Origin of the sequence: Streptomyces toyocaensis (genome assembly GCF_000725125.1) — a bacterium.
Taxonomy (GTDB): Bacteria; Actinomycetota; Actinomycetes; order Streptomycetales; family Streptomycetaceae; genus Streptomyces; species Streptomyces toyocaensis.
In genome coordinates, this window is the sequence record NZ_JFCB01000039.1 from 32,176 (window position 1) to 53,369 (window position 21,194).

Annotated in this window: 9 protein-coding genes; all 9 read left to right on the plus strand. The window is 69.9% G+C overall.

Features of this window, described 5'->3' with window-relative positions:
- Nucleotides 1-231 precede the first annotated feature (231 nt).
- Nucleotides 232-1,638, plus strand: coding sequence for a type VII secretion integral membrane protein EccD (gene eccD, locus BU52_RS29090; protein ID WP_037940031.1), 1,407 nt, complete (start codon nucleotides 232-234; stop codon nucleotides 1,636-1,638).
- A gap of 44 nt (nucleotides 1,639-1,682) precedes the next feature.
- A complete protein-coding gene (gene eccB, locus BU52_RS29095) occupies nucleotides 1,683-3,197 on the plus strand; it encodes a type VII secretion protein EccB (protein ID WP_037940033.1) in 1,515 nt (504 codons plus the stop codon).
- Nucleotides 3,198-3,609: 412 nt separating this feature from the next.
- Nucleotides 3,610-3,939 (plus strand): hypothetical protein, encoded by a 330-nt coding sequence (locus tag BU52_RS29100; protein ID WP_037940035.1) that lies wholly within the window; start codon nucleotides 3,610-3,612, stop codon nucleotides 3,937-3,939.
- Between the two features lie 49 nt (nucleotides 3,940-3,988).
- Complete coding sequence (locus BU52_RS29105; RefSeq protein WP_037940037.1) at nucleotides 3,989-4,297, plus strand: WXG100 family type VII secretion target; 309 nt, start codon at nucleotides 3,989-3,991, stop codon at nucleotides 4,295-4,297.
- Between the two features lie 156 nt (nucleotides 4,298-4,453).
- The gene (locus BU52_RS29110) at nucleotides 4,454-4,957 is read left to right on the plus strand and encodes a type VII secretion system-associated protein (protein ID WP_037940039.1); all 504 of its coding nucleotides are present in this window, start codon (nucleotides 4,454-4,456) and stop codon (nucleotides 4,955-4,957) included.
- 128 nt (nucleotides 4,958-5,085) lie between these two features.
- Entirely contained in the window at nucleotides 5,086-8,196 is a 3,111-nt protein-coding gene (locus tag BU52_RS35085) for an AAWKG family protein (RefSeq protein ID WP_037940042.1), read from the plus strand.
- 58 nt (nucleotides 8,197-8,254) lie between these two features.
- Nucleotides 8,255-8,707 (plus strand): YbaB/EbfC family nucleoid-associated protein, encoded by a 453-nt coding sequence (locus tag BU52_RS29120; RefSeq protein ID WP_037940043.1) that lies wholly within the window; start codon nucleotides 8,255-8,257, stop codon nucleotides 8,705-8,707.
- A gap of 2 nt (nucleotides 8,708-8,709) precedes the next feature.
- Nucleotides 8,710-9,087, plus strand: coding sequence for a hypothetical protein (locus BU52_RS29125; RefSeq protein WP_037940045.1), 378 nt, complete (start codon nucleotides 8,710-8,712; stop codon nucleotides 9,085-9,087).
- An 18-nt stretch (nucleotides 9,088-9,105) separates the two neighbouring features.
- Nucleotides 9,106-21,194, plus strand: a 12,089-nt coding sequence (locus BU52_RS29130) for a WXG100-like domain-containing protein (protein ID WP_456154828.1), incomplete at its 3' end; no start/stop codon positions are given.

Genomic DNA, 21,194 nt, shown 5'->3' on the forward strand with positions numbered 1-21,194 from the left:
CCGCAGAACGAGCGGCACGGTCCGTATGACGGTCCGGCGGACACAGGCAGTAGTGTGCATTCAGGAAACGCGACCTGTCCATGCGGGACTTCGGTCGCCGGTCCTGGCGAAGCCATTTTCCCGGTCCGGCCGCGGGTTTCTTGCCGCGCGCGTCTTCCGTACTCTTCGTACGTCCCCGCCTCGGGGAAAGTCCTCCCTGCCTCAGCTTCCACGAAGACGAGAGTTCAGCTGATGACCGACAGCGCGGTGGCCGCTCTGTGCCGCCTGACCGTACGTGCGCCGAACGTCTCCGTCGATCTGGCGGTACCCGCCGACGTGCCGGTCGCCGATCTCCTGCCCACACTGCTGCGCTACATCGGTGAGGAGGCCGAGGAGACCGGACTCGACCACGCCGGCTGGGTGCTCCAGCGGCTCGGCGACGCCCCGCTCGACGAGGAGACCACCCTTGCCCACGCCGGGCTGAGCGACGGCGCGGTGCTCCATCTGCGTCCCCACACCGAAGCGCTGCCCGAGGCGCGACTGGACGACCTGGTCGACGGGATAGCCGACACCGCGGCCAGACGGCTGCACACCTGGCGGCCCGCAGCGGCCCGCGGGTTGTTGCTGGGCACCGCGGTGGCCACCGTGCTGGCCACCCTGGTGCTCGTGACCGGACCGTGGACGACCGGCTCCGGACTCTCCCAGGCCGTCTGCGCCGCCGTGACCGGGCTGTTGCTGCTGGCGGGCGCGGCCACGGCCGGCCGCGCCGTCGGCGACCGCCTCTCGGCGACGGCACTCGGGCTGCTGGTCGCCCCCTGCCTGGCCCTGGCAGGCTGGCTGCTGCTGGGTGGAGACCTGAGCGGCCCGGACGCGGTGCGCGTCGCGGGCGCGCGGCTGTTCGCGGCGGGCGCGGCAGGGGCCGGCGGCGCCGTCCTAGCACTCGCCGCCACCGCGGTCGGCGCCCCGGGTCTGCTGGCCACCGCGGTGGTCTCGGGCGCGGCCGCGGTCACCGGCGCTCTCATGGCGTACACCGATCTGGAGGCGCCGGCCACGGTGGCCCTGGTGGTCACGGCGGTCGTGCTCGCCGCCGGAGCGGTGGCGCCGCTCGCCTTCAAGCTGGCGGGGATGCGGATGCCCGCGCTGCCGTCCACCGCCGGTCAGCTCCAGGAGGGCATCGAACCCTATGCGGGCGACGAGGTGGCGGAGCGCACCGAGTTGGCCGGGGGCTGGGTCACCGCGCTCTTCGCCGCCACCGGTACCACCGCCGCGGCCGGCCTGATCGTCCTCACCGAGCATCCCAGCCTGCCCGAGGTGCTGACCTCCCTTGCGCTGAGTCTGCTGCTGCTTCTGCACAGCCGCGGCCTGGTCCACATCGGGCAGCGGCTGACGCTGGCCGTGCCCGGTGTCTGGGGGCTGCTGCTGCTTGCCCGCGCCTGGACGACGGCCAGCGACGGTGACGGACGTCTGGTGGTCTTCGCGGCGCTGCTCGCCGCCGCGGCCGGACTCGTGATCGCTTCGTGGACGGTGCCCGGCCGCCGTGTGCTGCCGTACTGGGGCCGTGCGGCAGAGGTGGCGCACACCGGCTTGGCCGTCGCGCTACTTCCGCTCGCCCTCTGGGTGGCCGGGTTCTTCGGCTGGCTGCGCGGCCTGTTCGGCTGAGCACCCCCTGCACTGGGACACGGAAGAGGAGTTGAGGAAAGGCCGTGCAGTCCAAACGAGACCAGGTTCACGCCCACACTTTCATGATGGGCAGGCTCAGTTCGGGCCTGCTGACGGCCGATCCGGACGCCCCGGAGAGCCCGCTCGGACGCACCACGCGCGGTGTCGTGTTCGGCGTGCTGGTCACTTTGCTGATCGGTGCGGGAACCGCCGTCTACGGCCTGCTGCGCCCCGGCGGGAACGACGGTTGGCGCGACAGTGAACACCTGGTCGTCAACCGTGACACCGGCGCCCGGTATCTGTGGACCGGCACCGACGGCGTACTTCATCCGGTGCGCAACTACGCCTCGGCGAGGCTGATCGGCGGCTCCGATCTGCCCACCGCGGATGTCCGCACCGCCTCCCTGCGGGACGTCCCGGTGGGCGCCCCGGTCGGCCTGCCCGGTGCCCCGGACACCGTTCCGGAGCCGGGCAGCCTCGATGCCGGCGCCTGGCACGTGTGCGTCACCGGGCCGGACGGACCGCTGCCCGACACCTCCGGGGCGGCGGCACGCACCGGGGTGGACAAGCCGGGGGCCACCACCGTCGTGGTGGGGGCACCTGTGGGATACCGCGACATCGGTGGCGACCACGGGGTACTGGTACGCGGCCCGGACCGCACCGACTACCTGGTGTGGCGGGGCAGCAGACTGCCCCTGGACCGCGCCTCCGACGCCCGCAACGCGCTCGGTTACAGTTCACAGCGGCCGATTCCGGTCTCGGCGGCTTTCCTGGACGCGCTGGCGCCCGGCCCCGTCCTGCGCCCGCCCGCGGTGCCGGGTCGCGGCGAGGAGGGGCCTCGGCTCGGCGGTGAGGAAACCCGGGTCGGTCAGGTGTTCCAGGTGAGCGTGCCCGGCGGTGACAACAGCTATCACCTGCTGCGCGAGGACGGGCTGGTACCCCTGACCCAGCTGGGTGCCGCCCTGGTGCTGGGCGACCCCGCCACTCAGGAGGACGCCTATCAGGGGCGGTCGCCCAAGGTCCGCACGGTGGGCGCGGACGCGCTGCGGGAGCACCGGGCGAAGGACCCGGGAAGGGACGACTCCGCACAGCTGCCGGACGAGCCGCCCGCCCCCCGGTCCGTCGAGCGCGGTGACGCGCTGTGCGCGCAGGTGGACGGCGACAGCGGCGGGGTCAGGATCAGTTCGGGGTTCGTCCCGCTGAGCCGGCTGGCCCCGGTCACCGTGTCGGAAGGAACCGCAGGGCCGTTGGAGCCGGCCTGTGTCCCGGCGGACGCCACGGTGGTACGGCCGGGCCGCGGCGCGCTGGTACGCGCCCTGCACGCGAGCGGAGCCGCGCATGCCGGGACCATCTATCTGGTGGCGGAGAACGGCGTGAAGTACCGCCTTCCCGACAAGGACTCGCAGCAGGCGCTGGGGTACGGGCCCGCCGACATCGCCTCGGTTCCGGCACCGCTGCTCGCGATGCTCCCGACCGGCACGGACCTCGACCCGGCCGCCGCCGCAGGTGCCGCGAAACCCAGGGCCACAGCCCCGGAATGCGGCACCCGGTCCCGGTAGGAAGGAAAGGTACGGGGCGACCTGGTGAACGTCATACGTATGCGGCGCCAACGGTGTGCACCGACGCGGGCCGTCACTGCGCCGGATGCGGTGGAAACCTCAAATACGGGAGGACGTTCCGCCGGCCCCTGCCCTCCACGGGCCGGATTTCCTTTTGACCGGAAACCGGTCCGTCTGCCCGTTGGACCCACCTGCCGGGCCGGACCTCCGACCGTTTCACCGGCCGGAAGAATGGCCGGGGGCGGCATGTCGATCCGACTGCAACATTTGAGCAACGTCCCTGCGGTACAAGGGTTTCTGTTGCTGAGGGATACTCAAATTCCCCATCCCACGCGTTGCGCCGTGCACTGATTCTTCTTTAGCCTCGCACGACCAGGATGCGACGCACTCACCTGAACGAAGGGAACGTGATATGGCAGACGCAAGGAGAGCGGACTATGCCAAGGGCTTGGGAGGCGTCTCCTCCCTGGAGTCCGCCCGGAGCCAGGTCGAGAGGATCCAGCAGAACGTCGCTGAGATCGCCGCGCGTTCGGGCGTGGGAGGTGACGAGGGCCAGGTCCTGCTGAAGCTCTTCCGGAGCTGGAACGCGGAGGCGCAGACAGTGGTCGTCCAGATCAGCAAGATGATCGACGCGCTCCAGGAGAACGTGGTCTCCGCCAACCGTCTGGCGAAGGAGAACCAGGACCTGATCGAGGTCCTCAACAGCAAGACCAGCCAGGGCGTCTTCAACGCGCTGCGCTGACCCCGCACCCTTCCCGGGCCCCGGCGCCCGGCCACGGAAAGGAGACATCATGGCCGACGGCATCATCGACCTGCAGTACCCCCTGGTCAGGAACGCCATCGAGGAGTTGGCAGGCCAGACCCGGCAGATCATCAACACCCTCAACGTCCTGGAGGACGAGCTGCAGCCGCTCGTCAGGTCCTGGGAGGGTGACGACCAGACCATGTACATCCAGGTCCAGAGCAAGTGGGACCAGGCGTGCAAGAACATGGCCGTGCTCCTCGGCGACAGCAGCGAGCTGGTCAGCCTCATCCACGACAACCACTCCCGCGACGAGAGGAACAGCGCGAACAACTGGGGGAGTGTCTCCCCCGCTTGACCACGGTGCGTCGGCCGACCCCGGGCCTGCGCCTGTGCCGACCCGGCCGGCTCTCCGGCCGGCCGGGTCCTCCCACGTTCCGGCCACCGTCCGCGTTCGGCGCGTCGCCCCGCCACCCCATCCCCCCGTCCCGCACCGAGCGTCAGGAGGCGTCCCATGGCCGGCGAGAAGGCCGACGTCAGGCATTTTGATCTCAAGCAGATGGAGAACTTCCGGGATCACGAGGTGCAGCCGGTGTACGCCGCCGCGAAGAAGCACCGCGAGGAGGGCGACGGAGCCAACATCCGCCCGCTCGGCCACCTTACCGACGGGCATACCACCCCGGAGAACCTCGACAAGAACACACAGCTTCTCCGCCTCGGCAGGATGGCCAAAGCAGATCTGGATCATGTTGTGTCGGGGCACACCCTGGTCACTCAGGTCAAGAACGCGGCCACGGCCCTCGACACACTTCTCGGCAGCCAGATGGATCTCTTCAAGGAGATGCTGGAAGCTCTCACCGAGACCATTGACGATGCCAACAAGACCAAGGGCAAGAACCTGGACGCGATCAACGCGCAGCTTCTGCGCCAGACCTTCAACGAGGTGTACGCGCTCACCGGCGGCGGCATCGCCGCGCCGACGGGCAGCACGCCCAACGTGCCGAAAACCGGCTCGTAGCCTCCTCTTCCGTGTGCACCGGCCTGAGCCGGACGCCCGGCACGCTCATGTGACGGCATCAGCTGCTACGCCTCGCGTGAGACGGCGGCACGCCAAAGGGAATCACACCGACCAGAGAGGGGTGCGCGGTGGTCGACCGGTACGATCCCAACTCCAAGGACAACGTCAACAAGTTCGACAACGCCGGCGACGTGCAAGCCGACACTTGGGCCGACCTGGTGCGCCACCTCACCGGCTACCCGGTACCGGACCGTAAAACCGTCTTCGACGACCTCCGCTCCAGCCACGGCGGCAAGCTCTTCCGGATGGAGATCACGGAACGAAATCTGGGTCAATCCCTCGACTCGGGCTTCCTGACGACCGAGGGCGAGGACTACGCGATCTGGTTCTTCAAAGGCGGCAAGGACGACAAGATCATGCAGGCCCGGATCGTCTTCGAGGGCCGCGTGAAGGTCGGCAACGAGATCCACTTCGAGAACCCCGGCTCCGACAACGTCCGCGACGCGACCGTCCGCGAGGGCAATGAGTTCAAGGATTACCACAAGGATTCAATGAGCACCGTCCCGCTCGCCAGGTACATGAACGGGCCCCGGGCGGCGCTCCTCGCTCTGCTGGACGGCAGCACCGAGAATGTCCGGTTCAGCGACCTGGGGGTGCCCCCGGGTGACGTGGTGGACCTGAACTCCTTGAACACCGCCGGGGAATCCTTCGACTTCGCCGCCAAGTTCTTCAAGGACCACGCCGTGGTGCTGAAGGACTGGGAGGACCGCTTCGGCAAGGACGACGCCAGCTGGAAGGGCGCGGCGGCGAACGTCTTCCGCGACCTGCTGGAGAAGATCCGCGACAACTACGACGGCTACGTCGAGACCTTCGACTCCCCGGCCGGTCCGGACGGCGGGGCAGGCACCGGCAACACGGTGTACTCACGTGCCCTGTCCCTGGCTCGCAAGTACCTGACGGACTCCGCCAACGCACTGCTGGAGGCATGGCTTGCATGGGCCAAATCGCCATATTACGACCCGCACCAGGTCCTGCGCTACGTCCTTGACGAGCTTGGCCGGTGGGTGGATGAGAACAACATATTGAGGACAGAATTGGAGGCCGGGCCCCGCACGGTCGTCGTTCACAAGCCCCGTCCTGGCTTCACCTCGGTACACCCGGAGTACGGCGACCTGGCCGACATCGCGAACTGGGCCAAGGTCGGCGACAAAGCGGTCGAGATATGGCACCACGGCATCGACGCATACCTGGGCACGCCGGCCGCCCGGGTGCAGTCCAACCTGAACAACCACTTTCTCGACCTCAGCAAGGACTTCTCGGGCAATCATCCCAAGCCGAGGACCACCAGCACGACCGGTAAGGGAGCCGACGGACCCCTCACTCTGAACGGGCCGAATGGACCCATCAGTCTGGAAGACTTGCTGAACGGGCCGAACAACCCCGGCGGACGACCGGACCAGAACTACGGGGTTCACATACAGAACGGGCCGACCCGCAAGCCCACCGACCTTGACGGCTCCGCCCGCCCGGCACCACTCGGCGACATTCCCAAGAACCTGGGCGGCCCCGGCGGCCCCGGCGACCCCGACACGGTCAACAAGTCCCTTGGCGATCTCGGCAACCTCAACGGATCACCCAACCCCAACGACTCCGCACGCCTGGCACCACTCGGCGACATCCCCAAGAACCTGGGCAGCCCCGGCGGCCCCGGCGACCCCGACACGGTCAACAAGTCCCTTGGCGATCTCGGCAACCTCAACGGATCACCCAACCACAACGGGCCCCTGCAAGCCGCCCACCTGGCACCACTCGGCACACCCCTCGGCAGCCCCGGAAGGCTGAACCGGGGCGCGGCCGGCGACCTCGGGCGGCTCGACGACGGCAGGATCGCCTCGGCCTTCCCGGACGGCAGCCGCAGCGTCTTCGACCCTGACACCGGGGCACTCGCCACCACCCGTCCGGACGGCACCACCACGGTGACCGACCTCACCCACGGGGCCAAGGTGACCAACCCGGACGGCTCCACCACCGTCCTCGACGACGACGGCAAGCTGACCACCACGTACCCCGACGGCACCACCCGGACCGTCGATCCCACGACCGGCGAAACGGTCACCACCCGCCCCGACGGCACCACGACCACCGAGAAGCTCGGCGACCTGGGCAACCTCAACGGCCGCAACGGCCTGGGCACCCCGGGCGACCTTGCCGGCCTGGAGACGCCGACTGGAGGTCGCACGGCCCTCGAAGAGGGCGACTTCACCACCAGGTATCAGGACGGCAGCCGCGCCACGTTCGACCCGGACACCGGGGCGCTCACCACCACCCGCCCGGACGGCACCACCACGATCACCGACCTCACCCATGGGGCCAAGGTGACCAACCCGGACGGCTCCACCACCATGCTCGACAACGGCCGCCTGGTGACGAGCTTCCCCGACGGCAGCAAGCAGGTCCTCGACCCGGAGACCGGCATCGTCACCGTCACCGATCCCCAGGGCAACACCAGGACGGTGGATCTGGGCGAGCTCAACTCGCCGCGGGGCAGCGACAGGCCGGACCAGCTCGACAGCCCGGGACTGCCCGACCGCCCCGAACGGCCGATCGACCTGCCCGACGGCATCAACCTCCCCGACCGCCCCACCCAGCCCATCCACCTGCCCGACGGCATCAACCTCCCCGACAACCTCGGCTCGCCGGGCGGCCTGAATGGGAACGGTGGAGACGGCATCGATCGTCGCGATGTGCCAGTGGCTGGGCCGAGCCACGGTGGCGCCGGTCTCGCCGGCGGGGGCGGGAACAGTGATGTCCTGGCCACTGGCGCCTTCGCCGCGACCAGTGCGGCACCCCCCGTGGGGGCTGCCGGCTCCGGTCTCGGTTTCCCCGCCGTGCCAGGCGCGCCCGGTATTCCGGGTACTCCCGGTACTCCCGGCATGCCGATGGGCGGCGGTATGGGCGGGGGCGGCGACAAGGGCAACGGTGAACGGGTGCGTGCTGTCCTGGTCGACACGTTGGAGGAGAGCGAGCGGCGCAGCCGCCGCCGACGCGGCCCGTGGAACCGCCAGGAGGACGACGACACCTTCCTGGCTCCGGCCTCGCGGGTACCGACCACCGGGGGTCATTCCGCGGACGAGGAGCAGCCGGGACGCCGGCCCACCAGTTCCGCCGACTACCTGGAGGAGGAGACGGACGTGTGGGGCACCGAGGAGGGCGGCACTCCGGCCGTCATCGGGCGCTGACGGCCGGGAGCTCCGGCAGGACAACCGCGACAGGAGCGGCATGAGAAGGAGAGCGGGCGTGGCGGAGCCGTTGGAGAAGCGGTTGGAGAAGGCGATGGCTGAGCTGGAGGCGGTTCAGGAGGCGGTGGCGCGTACGGAGCGGGAGTTGCGGGAGGCGTCGTTCGCGGTGGTGTCTTCCGATCGTGCTGTCCGGGTCACTGTGGGGTCGCAGGGTGAGCTGGCCGGGATCGAGTTTCTGGAGAAGAAGTACCGGGACATGTCGGCGCAGGAGTTGGCCGCCAGTGTGCTGGAGGCGGCGAAGGACGCGCGTTTGAAGATGAACCGGCATGTGATGAGGGCGATGGCGCCTTTCACCGAGCCGAGCGCGGATGTGCCGGAGCTGAAGGGCTTCGAGGTGGACTGGGAGAAGATCTTCGGTCCGGAGGTACTGCGTGAGGACGACGACAGGCCGGACCAGGGGCGTGCTGTTCCGGTGTGGCGGGATGCGCTGGGTGAGGACGGGGAGGACTGACGGTGGGGCAGCGGTACCACGTTGATCCGCAGCGTATCGAGGCTCTGACCCGGCAGTTGGAGGAGATCGCCTCGCTGGCGGGGAACATGACCGAGGAGTTCCTCGACGACCAGGCCAGAACGATTCGGTGGCCGGGAACGGAAGGTGAGTTCGCGGCGAAGGCCAGGCCGCAGGAACAGAAGGAGCGGGAGACCACGAAGGCCACCCTGATGGCCATCCGTGACGCTCTGGTGGGCATCACGGATGCCACGCTTCGCCAGGTCGAGATGATGAAGACCACGCGGGATCTTCATATTGAGGAGCTTGAGCAGCGAAACAGTCGTATCGGCGCGTCTGGTTTGGGTGGTGACGGGGGGTTGGGCCGTCATGGCCGTCGCTGATCTCGGGGTGCTGGTGCGGTGAGTCTCGATCCTTCCGATTCACTCAAGGACTTTCTCTGGGCTCTGACAGGGGAGCGCTGGCTCGACGCCGACGAGGACCTCGCCTATGCGAGCCGTCAGGACTACTCGGGACTGGGCCGGAAGCTGGAGAAGCTCGCCGGGCTCATCGCCAGGTCGGTTCACGATATTGCCGGTGCGCTTCCGGATGATGTGGCACGCGCGTACTCGGATGCCGTGAGGTCGCTCATCGACGACGGGGGCAAGAACCCTTTGATCGATTTCGCTGGTCAGCTCGATCAGATCGCTGAGGGCCGGCGGAAGACTTCCATGGACATCATGGAGGCGAAGTGGCAAATGATCGCCGAGGTCGTGCTGCTGATGGCCCAGATCGCCTTTCTGCTGGCGCTGTCGTTCTTCACGGGTGGTGTCTCGGCGAGTCAGATCTTGCTGGCCAGGCTGCGCAGCCGGTTGAGGATCTTGCTCATCATGAGTCAACTGCTGCAGCGTTTCCATGTGTTGCCCTCGCTGTCGGAGGCTTTCCAGGAGGCGTTCACCACATTCGCGGTGCGGCTGGCGATGATGAACTTCGCCCCGGACGGCCGTCGTCCCGACGGCATCGACTGGAACGACATCCTGAAGTCCGCCGCGTTCGGCGCAGCCGCGGGCGCCTTCACCAGCATCTTCGACAACTGGGCCAGGAACATCGTCAAGAGCTTCGACAACGACTTCCTCAAGCACGGCCCGGACCTCGGCTTCAAGGACCCCCCGAATCTGCAGAACAAGGTCGCCCTCTGGGACGGCGGCCCGCGTCCCCCACGCGGCCCGGATCCCGAGCTGGGACCGGATGTGCGACCGGATCCCAAGTTCGGCACCGATGTGCGACCGGATCCCAAGCTGGGACCGGACGGCGCCGGTCCGTCCGCGAACGGCTCCGGCGCTGAGAGGAAGTCGCCGCTGACGTTCCGGGACGACCCGCTGTCGTTCCGGAACAACTCCGACCTGTGGCGTAACAACCAGCTGATACGCGACAACGCCGACCGGCCCGGCGCGCTGGCCGTCCATTACGGTCTCAAGGGCGCGACCGATTTCGTCGCCGCCGGTGCCGGCGAGGCACTGGCGGAGTACGTGATCAAGGGTGCCTTCGACGGTAAATGGTCCTTCAGCTGGTCCACGTTCGTCGGCGCGGGCGTCAGCAGCCAGGTCGAGTCCACCCTCAGCGACACCGCTCTGAACAGTGGCGCCGAGCTACGCCACACGATCGACAAACTGCGTCACCAGCCACCACCCACCGTCTCCCGCGGCGACAGCGGTCCCACCCGTCAGGAGCCCACCGACGGCTCCCCGCTGACGAACGCCCCGGACGGCAGTTCGCCGGACACGCAGATCGTGGGTGGCGGCTCCCCGCTCGCCCGGCCCCCGGTCCACTCGGCGTACCCTCCGGGATCGGACGAGGTGCCTTCGCTGTCCTCCCCCGGCACCGTCACTCCCCTCGAGAGCGATCTGTGGCAGCAGGTCCACCAGGGCCCGGCGGAGGTCCGGGAACGGGCACTGCGCGAGCTCACGGACATCCGCGGCTCCCAGCCCCCCAGCAGTGCCGAGATCGAGATCCGGGACACCCTGCACAGCAGCCTGTCCGGGCGACCCGAGATCCGGCTGGTGCCGATCGGCACCAGCCCCACGACCCGGACCGACGCCGACTGGATCAGCCATCTCCTCGACAGCCTCGGCACCCCAGTCACGGTCGCTCCGGCCATCGAGAACACACCGATCACGCAGAGCACACCGATCGGGGACAGCGTCCCGCTCACGGGCAACCACCCCGTCACGAGAAGCACCCCGGCCCTCGACAACACCCCACTCACCGACAACCACCCCGTCACGGGCAGCACCCCCGCCCCCGACAACACCCCACTCACCGACAACCACCCCGTCACGGGCAGCACCCCCGCCCCCGACAACACCCCACTCACACGGAGCCCCACACCTCTCACCGCTTCGTTCCCACCCGGCGACAGCACACAGCCCACGGCCGGCACTCCCACGAGCCCCGCCGGGAACACGACGGACCATCCCGAGGGCACCACCGAACCGGTCACCGCCCAGCCCCCGGACACGACTCGAACCTCGCACACCACCCCCACGCAACCGCACACCGACACCCCCTCCACGCCCCGGGACACTTCGGACGTCCCCGCGGGCAGCCCTCACACGCCACCCGCCGGCGTCACCACCGACCCACCGAGGACCGGCACCCACACCATCAGCGGCCGGGAAGCCACCCCGTCAGCCCAAAACCCCCCGCCCACCCCCGCCTCACCGCTGACAATCGTGGTTTCGGACATGCCACCATCGGTGGAGGGCACACCGGAAGCGGCCGAACTGCTCGACAAAGCCGGAACCGACCGAGCGGTGGTACTCGGACCGGCGATCACACCGGACGGGGCCGGGCGACCGGTGCGCGCGGCCGTCGAGCTGACCCGGGATGCGCCAGGCGCTCCGGTCAAGGTCCGTCCGCTCAGTGGCCCACTGTCCGTCGTGTCACCGGACACCGGTGACACGGACGTCGCCACGACGGACCTCGGCACGGCCTCTCCGGGGAGCGAGGACACCACTCGGGGCTCCGCCGACACCGCGTTCCCTGATGCGGATGTGCTGCTTCCGCTCGCCGACGCCCTCGGCGCACCCCCCGCACCGGAGACCCGACCCGCCATCCAGAGCACCGGAACCCACCACGGCGACCCGCCCGCCCCTCCCGCCACGCCCCCGAAGACGCCGTTCGTCACGACGCCTCCGGTGCACGACGGTGGAACCGCCCCGGTTTCCCCACCGGCCGGTGAGCCTTCCTCCCTCAAGCACCTCACGCTCTCTCAGCCCTGGGACGAACCGGCTACCGACCTGTACCTGGAGTCGGGCCACGGCACCGACGACACAACCGGCGTGAGCGCTCCCGGAAACAACTCCGCTGGGTCCGACGGAGCAGGCAGCACGGGCGAAAGGAGCAGCGCCGACAGGCCCGGCCCGGAGACCGACAGCACCCCGGCCACGCCCGTGCCCACCGTTCCGTCCGGGCCCCTGACGAAGCCAAGCGTGACCTCCACTTCGGGGCGGATCACCGTGCGGCCCGCGGAGCGCAACAGCACCGTCGACGACAAGAAGGGCGGCCCTGCGCAACCACCGGGCGATCCGGTCGTCACCGCCCTGGACGGCCACACCGTACCCATCGCGCAGCTGAGACTCTGGGCGGCGGACACCGCAAGCTCCCCACCAAGCGGTGCTGTGAATGCGCTGATCATCTCCCAGAGCCCGGCCGAGGACGGTACACCCCAAAACGCGAAACGCCGCGAGTTGCTCGGCACATCCACGTTCCGCCATGTACGCATCACCTCAGCTTCCGGCTCCCCGGCGTCGCAGAAGGCCGTGTTCACCGGCCCTCCGACGGCCCTCCCCGGCTTGGACACCGAGCTGGGCGCCCAGTACGCGGTGACGCACGGCACCTCCCGTTGGGCCGGGCTCGGAAGCACCGACCCGGCGTACCCCACCGTGACCGTCAGTGGAGTGCAGCTGGGCAAAGTGATCCAGCACCTCGGCGTGGACCGGCCACTGGTGCTGTACTCCTGCGAAGCCGGGCAACAGCCGCAGGTGGCGGGGCTGCCGCTGGCACAGCACGTGTCGAACCAGACCGGCCAGTCGGTGTGGGCACCGACCAGCAAGGTGGGCACTGCCCGGGACGCGGACGGCAACACCGTCGCGGTGCTCGTCGACGGCCAGGACGGCCCTGGGCAGTGGCGATTGTTCACCCCGGAACCCAGCGGTGCCGACCTCGACCGGCTCGCGCGCGACATCGGCCTGCACGTGGGCCCGGAACCAGTTGACCCCTTCGTCCGGGCCCGTACGCTCCAGCAAGTCCGCACGCTGCGGGAGGTCCTCGGCCCGGACGCCGAGAAGCGGCCGGAGCACCTGGACCTGCTCGCCGGGCTCGCCTTCGTGGACAGCCGACGCTGGTTCAGCCCCCACACCGCGGCCCGCTACGGCGATGGCCGGATGACCCCGGACCTGCTGCGTCGCATGGTCGTCGACCGCAAGGGCGCCACGGCGGCAGACGCCACCTCCGTCCCGTCGGCCGGCCCCACCGTCGAGGAGTACAAGGAGTTCCTGCGCGCGGCAGCCGAGTTGCGCTCCACCGCCGGACCCGAGACCACCCTCGACGGACTGGTGCCCCCTCCACCGCCACCGCCCGTGCTTCCACCGAACACCCTGGTCTCGCCAGAGGAGGTGCGCGATCTCACGTATGCGCCCTCGGTGCAGATCACCTGGTCCCTCTCTCACACACCCCTGCCGCTGTCCGAGCTCGCTCTCAGCCCCGAGGACACCGCCGAGCTCGCCCGCCGCAAGGGCTTGGCACCCGCGATGTCCCCTCCGGAGAACCTGGCCGGGGACCCAGCCCCGCCGGGCACGAGCACCACTGTGCCCGTCACCGTGCACACCGTGCACGCTGACGGCAGCATCTTTCGGCGATGGGACACGCCCGGGGACGGAAACTGCCTCTTCCGTGCCCTGCTCGACAGTGCGCGCAGTCAGGACATACCACCGGCGTGGGCGGCGCGTGACATCGCCGGGCTGCGCCGCCTGCTGCGCGACCGGCTCGACGACTCCGAACTTGCCGCCGTGGCGGACGAGGCCCTCCCCGATCCCGTGCTCGCCGTGGTCGACGACCTGCGTCTGCGCGCCCTCACCGGGGCACAGGATCCCAGCGAGCGGCAGCGGATCACGGATGACTGGAACCGGGTCGCAGAAGCGGTCGTCAACGACGGTGACCCCGGCGAATGGAAGCGGATCCTCCGGGACAGCAGCTACCCGGAGCTCGCCGCCGTCGCTCCCACTCCCACCGATGCGCGGCAACTCGGTACCCGGGGACTCCTCACTGCGTCGGCCGAGCTCCCCGGCCTGTGGTCCTCGCCCTTCGCCGATCTGCTTCCCCAAGGGCTGGCGCACACGCTCGATCTCGATGTGCGGATCGTCGCGCCCGACCAGCAGTCTCCGGGGAACACTCACGTCTTGGCGCTCAACCCGGGTGGCCGAGGCGGCACCCTGTACCTGGACTACAACGGCATCGATCACTACAGCGCCCTGGCCCCACTGCCTCACCAGGCTCCTGCCACGGGGCCGGACCCGGCGGCTTCAGGCCCCGAACCGGGCGACCCCTTCGGGGACTGGCTGCGCGACATGGCCGACGCCCCCAGCCTGTACGCCCCCGAACCGGGCGACCTCTTCCGGGACTGGCTGCGCGACATGGCCGACGCCCCCAGCCTGTACGGCCCCGAACCGGACGCCCCGGTACCGACGGAAACCCAGCTCGAGCGGAACCGTCCGGCCCAGCTGCTGACTGGCCCGGACGTCCAGCCGCCGGGCCCGGCACCACGCACCGTCACCTTCGAGGACGGCAGCCGGCTGCCCACCGTCCTGCTCCATCCGGACGCCGACCCGGACGATGGGCGTCCGGACGACGCCGCGCACGAAACACGGCCGGCGGGGCTGTTCGCCGGCCCAGGGGTCCTTACCCTGCGTTCCCCCGAGCAGGTGGCGCAAGAGATCCTCAAGCAGGTGCCGGAGAATCTGCGCGACCGGTTCGACAAAGCGGAACTGCTGGGTCTGCTGACCGACCAGCCCTCTGCGTTCACCGCCCCGCGCGGGGCGCGCTTCGTGGGCCGTGAGAAGTCGGGAACCGGCCTCGAAATGACGGTCGAGGCTGTCCCCTACCACCGCTGGGAGCCCATCTCCGACGTGAAGGACGGCACGGTCCGGGTGGACACCATGCACCGTGGCCAAAGCGGTATCGAGGGCGCGCGCAGCGTCGGCACCGGCCGCAGGATCGCCGCCGCACTGGGTATGGGCACACCACTCAACTGGCTGTTGAAAATCAGCGTTTCCCTTGGCTGGTCCCGCCGAACCGACTACAACCAGAGCACCCAGGGTTACCACCAGTCCGAGTATCGCGGCGTGGATGGCTCCCGCCTGTACCTGGACGACGTCTACTACCGGGTGCGGGTGGACCGGGTCACCAGAGCCCCGCAGACCACTGGCCAGGACACTTCACCCGGCGCACCTTCACCGGGCCCCGACTGGGTGCGCAGCCAGGTGCACTCCGAGGGGTTCGCCATGCGGCATGGGTTGAGCTGGCGACTGCCCACCGACCTCACGGTGCCCTTCGCGGGACCCCGGCGCGCGCCCAAGAAGCTCACCTTCCCGGCCGGAGAGGAACCACGGCTCACCGAAACCGCCGGACTGCACCTGACGGACCCGCCGGAGGAACTGGCGCTCGCCATCTCCGGTGCCCGGCCTGGCAGTTCCGCGCACCACACGCTGGTCGACTACGTCCGGCCGCAACGGCTGCTCTCCCTCTTCGGGCGGTTCTCCGCACCGGTCAGCGGCCCCGAACTCACTCGGGGGCACCGCCAGCGCCCGTTGGGCCACCTGGTGATCGAGCGGTCGATTCCGCACCGGGCCACCCTGGTCACCGAGTCTGTGACGTCCGAACTGCGCGAAATCACCCAGACGACCTACCAGAACCAGCGTGCGCACGTCCGAGAAACCCGACTCGGTCTGCAGACGACCTCCGGTCCCGGCGGCACCGTCGTCGGCCCGGAGACGGACGTACGCATCCAGGGTGGTCCGCTGATCCGCGGGGATTTCGGCACCGGGCGGAGCCATCACCTGGGCAGCGAAGCGGCTCGTAAGATCACCGGCCGTGTCCGCAATCACCCGATCGCGCTGTACCGGGTGGAACGCACCCTGATGGTGCGCAAGGCCGGCGAGCCGTCGTCCGCGGCCCGCCCGCTCCGAGTGGTCAGCCTGGACTGGATCTCCACTCAGGACGCGCGGCGGCTCGCGGGCTGGGACGGTCGTATCCCCGGGCAGACGGGACCCGACCCGGCCGCCGAGCCTCCGGTGCCGTGGTACCTCACCCGAAACGACCCCATACACCTGGGCAGTCAGGTCCGCGTGGAGGGCTTCCGCGCGGTCCGTCGACACAACCCGGCACCGAACGAGACCTCAGCGCCGGACGGCAGCCAGGACCCGGCGCTGAACCAGCAGAGCCGAAACCAGGCACAGAACCATGATCAGAACGGGCAGACCGGTCCGCAGGATCCGTTGCGGGTCTTCGCGGACGCCGTACTGGACACCCTTCACCGCGTGTACCCGTCGCTGTTCGTACCACCCCTCATGCTGCGCCACCCGCGGCTGGCCAGATTCTGGTACGGCGACGGGCGGATGAGGACCGCGCTGTACAACGACCGCCAGGTACGCGAGGCGCTGAACCATCCCACCCTGAAGCAGAGTCTGGATGTTCTGACCACCACCGGAGTGCCGGTCTCCGTCACCGAGGACGGCAAGGTGCGCCGTGGCCATTACGTCCTGATCCTGCGTGCGCGGCTCACCGATCGGCAGTTCGAGACCACCCTGAGCGAACGCTCCCTGCGCAACGCGTTGGTCGGCACCGAGGTCTCCGGGCAGGGCCAGCACACGTCCAGCACCCTGTCCGGCGGTGTCGAAGCGGGCATCTCACCACGCGACCACAACAAGGTGCCCGGAACCGGGCTGCTGCGCCAAGCCGGCGGCGTGGCGGTGGGTGCCCGCTGGGGCAGGACCCGGCAGAAGGCCACCCGGAACACCCTTGCGGTGGTCAACGACCACCTGTCGTACCACAACGGCGCCGACCTCTACAGCTACGAGGTACGCCTGAGCGCCTCCGTCGAGGGACACCGCCGTCCGCGCAGGTTTCCCCGGTTCGCCTCGGTCGGTCTGCTCGGCGCTGGTGTCTTCGTCAGCCGGATCGAGGAGAGTGCGCTGTTCGACGAAGAGGGCGAGACCGTGTGCCGGGTGGATCTGGCGGTGCCGTCGGCGCACGGCTCCAGCCGCCACGCCCCCACCGACCAGCAGGCCGGCGAACCGGCACGCACACCCGAACCGGAGCAGCTCTCCCCCACCGAGGCGGACCAGCTCATCGACGGCACCGGACCGCCAGTGGACGACTCCGCCGACCGGCAACTGACCCGGAGGGTGCTGAGCGCCCCGCACGTGGTGGCAGGCGTCGAGGGGGGACCTCAGCGTCAGCAGCTCATGCAGGACACGGCTGACCGAGCGTCGGGCACCTCCTGGCATGTCGGCATGCCAGGAGCCCCGTCGCACACCGCACTGCGCCGTGCGGTGGCGGACCTCAGTATCGCCGCGCAACTCGGTCAGTACCTGGGACCGTTCGGCTCCCGTATCTCCGGACTCGTTGGCGCCGGCCCCCTCCAGACCCACTATCTGAGGGGCGCGATCCGCGGCGAACTGCGCAACCTGCGGGTCAAGAGCGACCCGAAGCCGGCCGCTTTGGAGGCAACCCTCGGCAACGAACACCGGCTCCAGTCCACGAAGAGCACCGCCTCACGCGTCACCGCAGGCGTTCTGGGCGCCGACCGCCCGCTTCAGCAGGCCGCCCAGGGCGGTGTGGCGGTGATCGGTTCCTACACGGCCGGACTGCAGTACAACTGGGGCAAGACCACCACCGTCTCCAGGAACATCACCCCGGGCCGCAATACCACTCTCACCTTCTCCGGGCGCATGTACCTGGTGGTGGCCGACGTCGTCGAGACCATCTCGGTGCGAGACCGCTGGACGGCCGTGCTGGGCACGGTGGGCACCCGTGCCGGGGCCACACTCGGCGCCGCGGCAGGGCGGCTCTCCGAACGGCTGGGACGTGTTCTCACCCCACGCGGGGCTGCCGCCGCGCTGCACCGCCTGCGCGACGCGGTGATGTTCCAGCTACCGATGCAGGACGCCATCGAGTCCGGGCTCGCTCCGGACGGCATGGGCAGCACCACCCCGCGTAACCTCGGAGGTGGTTACCGGGTGCCCGCCTTCCTGCGCAGCCGCCGCTTCGCCACCCATTCCAGCGGCCAACTCGACGCGAGCGGGGCAGCGCGGGCGCTGACGGACAGGCTGCAGAAGTTCCATGTCCCCTCAGCCGACCGGGAGCAGATCCTTCAGCGACTCTCCCCCGACTTTCTCCGCGCCAACCTGCACGAGTTGACGACCGACGGAATGCCCCTACCGGTCCGCCTCCGCGTGTGGAACAGCCCTCACCACCTGCCGGTCGGCGGCAGCCCCGCCGAAGTCCGCTTCAAGCTGACCCCGGTCACCACAACTGTGGAAAGGCTGCGGACCGGCATCGAACTGGAGGACTACCGCAACTCCGTACGTGATGACGCAGAAGTCTCCTCGCGGGACCGCAGCGGAGAGTTGACGGCCGCGGTCGGCGCGCGCACGGCCGACAGCGGCCCCCTCGCTGCCAACCCCTCGCTTCAGAGCACTGCGGCCGAGCAGGCGTCGAGTACCCGGACCCGTACCACCGGCAGCACTGCCATGCCGAACGTCGCCACCACCCAGACGCACGCCGAGATCGTCACCGGCTACACCCTCACCGTCACCATGACGGACCGGACCGGCGAGCCGCTCATCGACGAAGTCACGGTTCCGGTCGGCAGCCTCAACGAATTCGTTCCGGCCGGCCTGCTCACCCCGGACGGCAACGGACATTATGGCAAGCTCACCGAGCAGGACATAGGGGAACCCGAGCGCGCGGTACGGATGCTGACCGCCTCCCAGGCCCGCCCGGAAGGCATAGCCGAATGGCGTGCCTCCAGCAGCAGCGATCACCACAGCGGCGACACCGCCACTCCCGCCGACCCGGACATCCTGCCCTTCGACGACCGCACGGGCTCCGGCATCCTTGCCGTGGACATCCTCGGCGCGCCCAACGTCCAGGACGCCCTGACCCTTGCCACCGCTCGCGCCGATGGGTTCGGCGACAGCGACCTCGGCAAGCGGCACGTCAACGATGCCCTTGCCGAACGCGTGCGCATGGCCCGGCTCACCCCGCTCACCGCCCTCGGCACCACACCCGCCCAGACCCAGCAGGAGGCCACCACGCAGATCGGCCTGACCGCCGGCTTCCGCCAGGCGCTCAGCGCGAACGGCTCGCCGCTGCCCACGCAGACGTCCGCCCGCCTGCTGGGCCAGTCCCACACCGCCGACTCCCGCCTCTACGCGAAGATGCACCGCCGCGGGGCCCGGCTGCTCGCCGTGGAGAACAAACCACGCATGGAAGCCATGCAGCGACAGAAGATCTCCAACACGCTGACGGCGGGTACCACCGACAACGTCGAGGGTACGGTGGGCACGGCACCGCTGGTGAGCACCGGCAACGCAGGCCTGCTGAACCCGGGTGGCACAGTCCCGGTCGGCGGGGCCAACGATGGCACCCCGTCCACCGGCACCACGAGCACCACGCTCGGCACCCACGTCAAGGTGGCCACCGACCGGACCATGCTCTTCGCGCTGCCGGTGAGCTGGCTGGCGGTGGCAGACGTGGACCACCACATCACCGACGGCCGCCCGCTGCACGCGCTCGGCAAGCCGAAGCGCGGCCCGCGCGCCGTCGAAGCCGAGACGACCGCCCTGGTCTGGCTGCGCGAGGACATGGCCCGCGACTACGGCCTCCTGGACGACACCACGTTCCCCAACGACGTCGTCACCGCCTGGGACAGCCTGGCCAACGCCGTGGGGGACCTCGCCAAGGCGGAGCGGAGCTACTACGACGCCCGGGCACGGGCTCGGGAGGCATGGCTCGACATGAGCGCGGAGGAACGGGCCGCACTGGGCGACGACCACCCGGACCGGGCGACCGTCCTGCCACAGGCCATCGCCCAGTCCCCGGCCGTCGCCACCTGGCAGGCCGCCCGCGAGGACGTCCGCCGCTGGCAGCGGCGCACCGACGCCGCCGCCCAGGACCACCACCGCCTGCATCTCTACGCCTCCCGTCTCACCGCCCACCACCAGAATCCGGTCTCGGTACGGCCGCCGAACCAACCGCAGACGTACACCGAGCCGGACTGGCGCTCCGAGGCACCGGAGCCGTACACCGTCACCAACGGCACCGGCTCCGACCCGCGCACCCTCACCTCGCCGGACGGCGCGACAGTGCGCGAGGTGCACGCCGTGCCGCACGACGGCGCCTCGTTCTTCCATGCGCTGCTGGCGGTCGCCCAGGACCGCGGCCGGCTCCCCCACCTGCTGGGCACGGATCTGGCCGAGCGCTTCACGAGTACCCCCGGCGACCCGGAGGTCACCGCGGAGGCCGTCGACACCGCCCGCAGGCGCCTCGCCTGGGCGCTGGGCGAGGACGGCAACGAGGACTTGCTCGACGCCCTCGCCCTGGATGTCTCGGACGCCTTCACCCAAAGCGAACTCGACGCCGCCGGCGTGCAGCTGACGCCGGCGCAGCAGGCCGAGTTCAACGAGCTGGGCCGTCTTCCACAGACCTTCTGGGCGACCCCCGCGCAGCGGGTGGCACTTGCCACAGCTGCTCTGTCACGCCCGTTCGCGAGCGAGCCGCAGCAGGACGGCGCCGAGCGCCCGGACGGTGAGCCCGCCCCGCCTGACCGCCGCCCCGGCGCCCACGGCGGTGCCGACCTGCTGCCCGCCCTCGCCGCCCGGGTCCTGGGCACCCCGCTCACCGTGGTGACCGAGCATGGCCACGAGCAGGTCTTCCTGCCCCGAGGCTTCGATCCGGCCGCCGTCTCCCCTGCCCATGACCCCGTCCTCTTCGCCACCGAAGACTTCTTCCACGCCGCACTCCCGCCCGGCACCCCGGCCCCGGTCACCACCCCGCTGCCGGATCCGACGTTCGAGACCTCCGCCCCGGATACCAAGCCTGCGGACACCAGCACGACGCCTCCCGCCCCCGAGCAGCGCTCCGGCGCACCGAAACAGCAGCCCGAGGAGGAACGGTCCGCGGAGCCGCCTGTCGGGCGAAGCCGTGTCTCCCCTCCTGGCACGCACCCGTCCGACAGCGGTCACGAGGCACCAGTGCCCATGAGCACCCGGACTCGGGCTCCGGAAACGCAGCTCGTGTCCTCACTCGACACCGCTCCGCCGGTTCTTCCTGTGCCGCACGACCCACGGAGCCCGGCCGAGGCCCCCTCGACGCCCCCGTCCGACAGCGACGTCCCCGGCCTTCCGGACGAGGAAGAGGCGTACGAGCTGAGCACCCTCGGGGCGGCCAC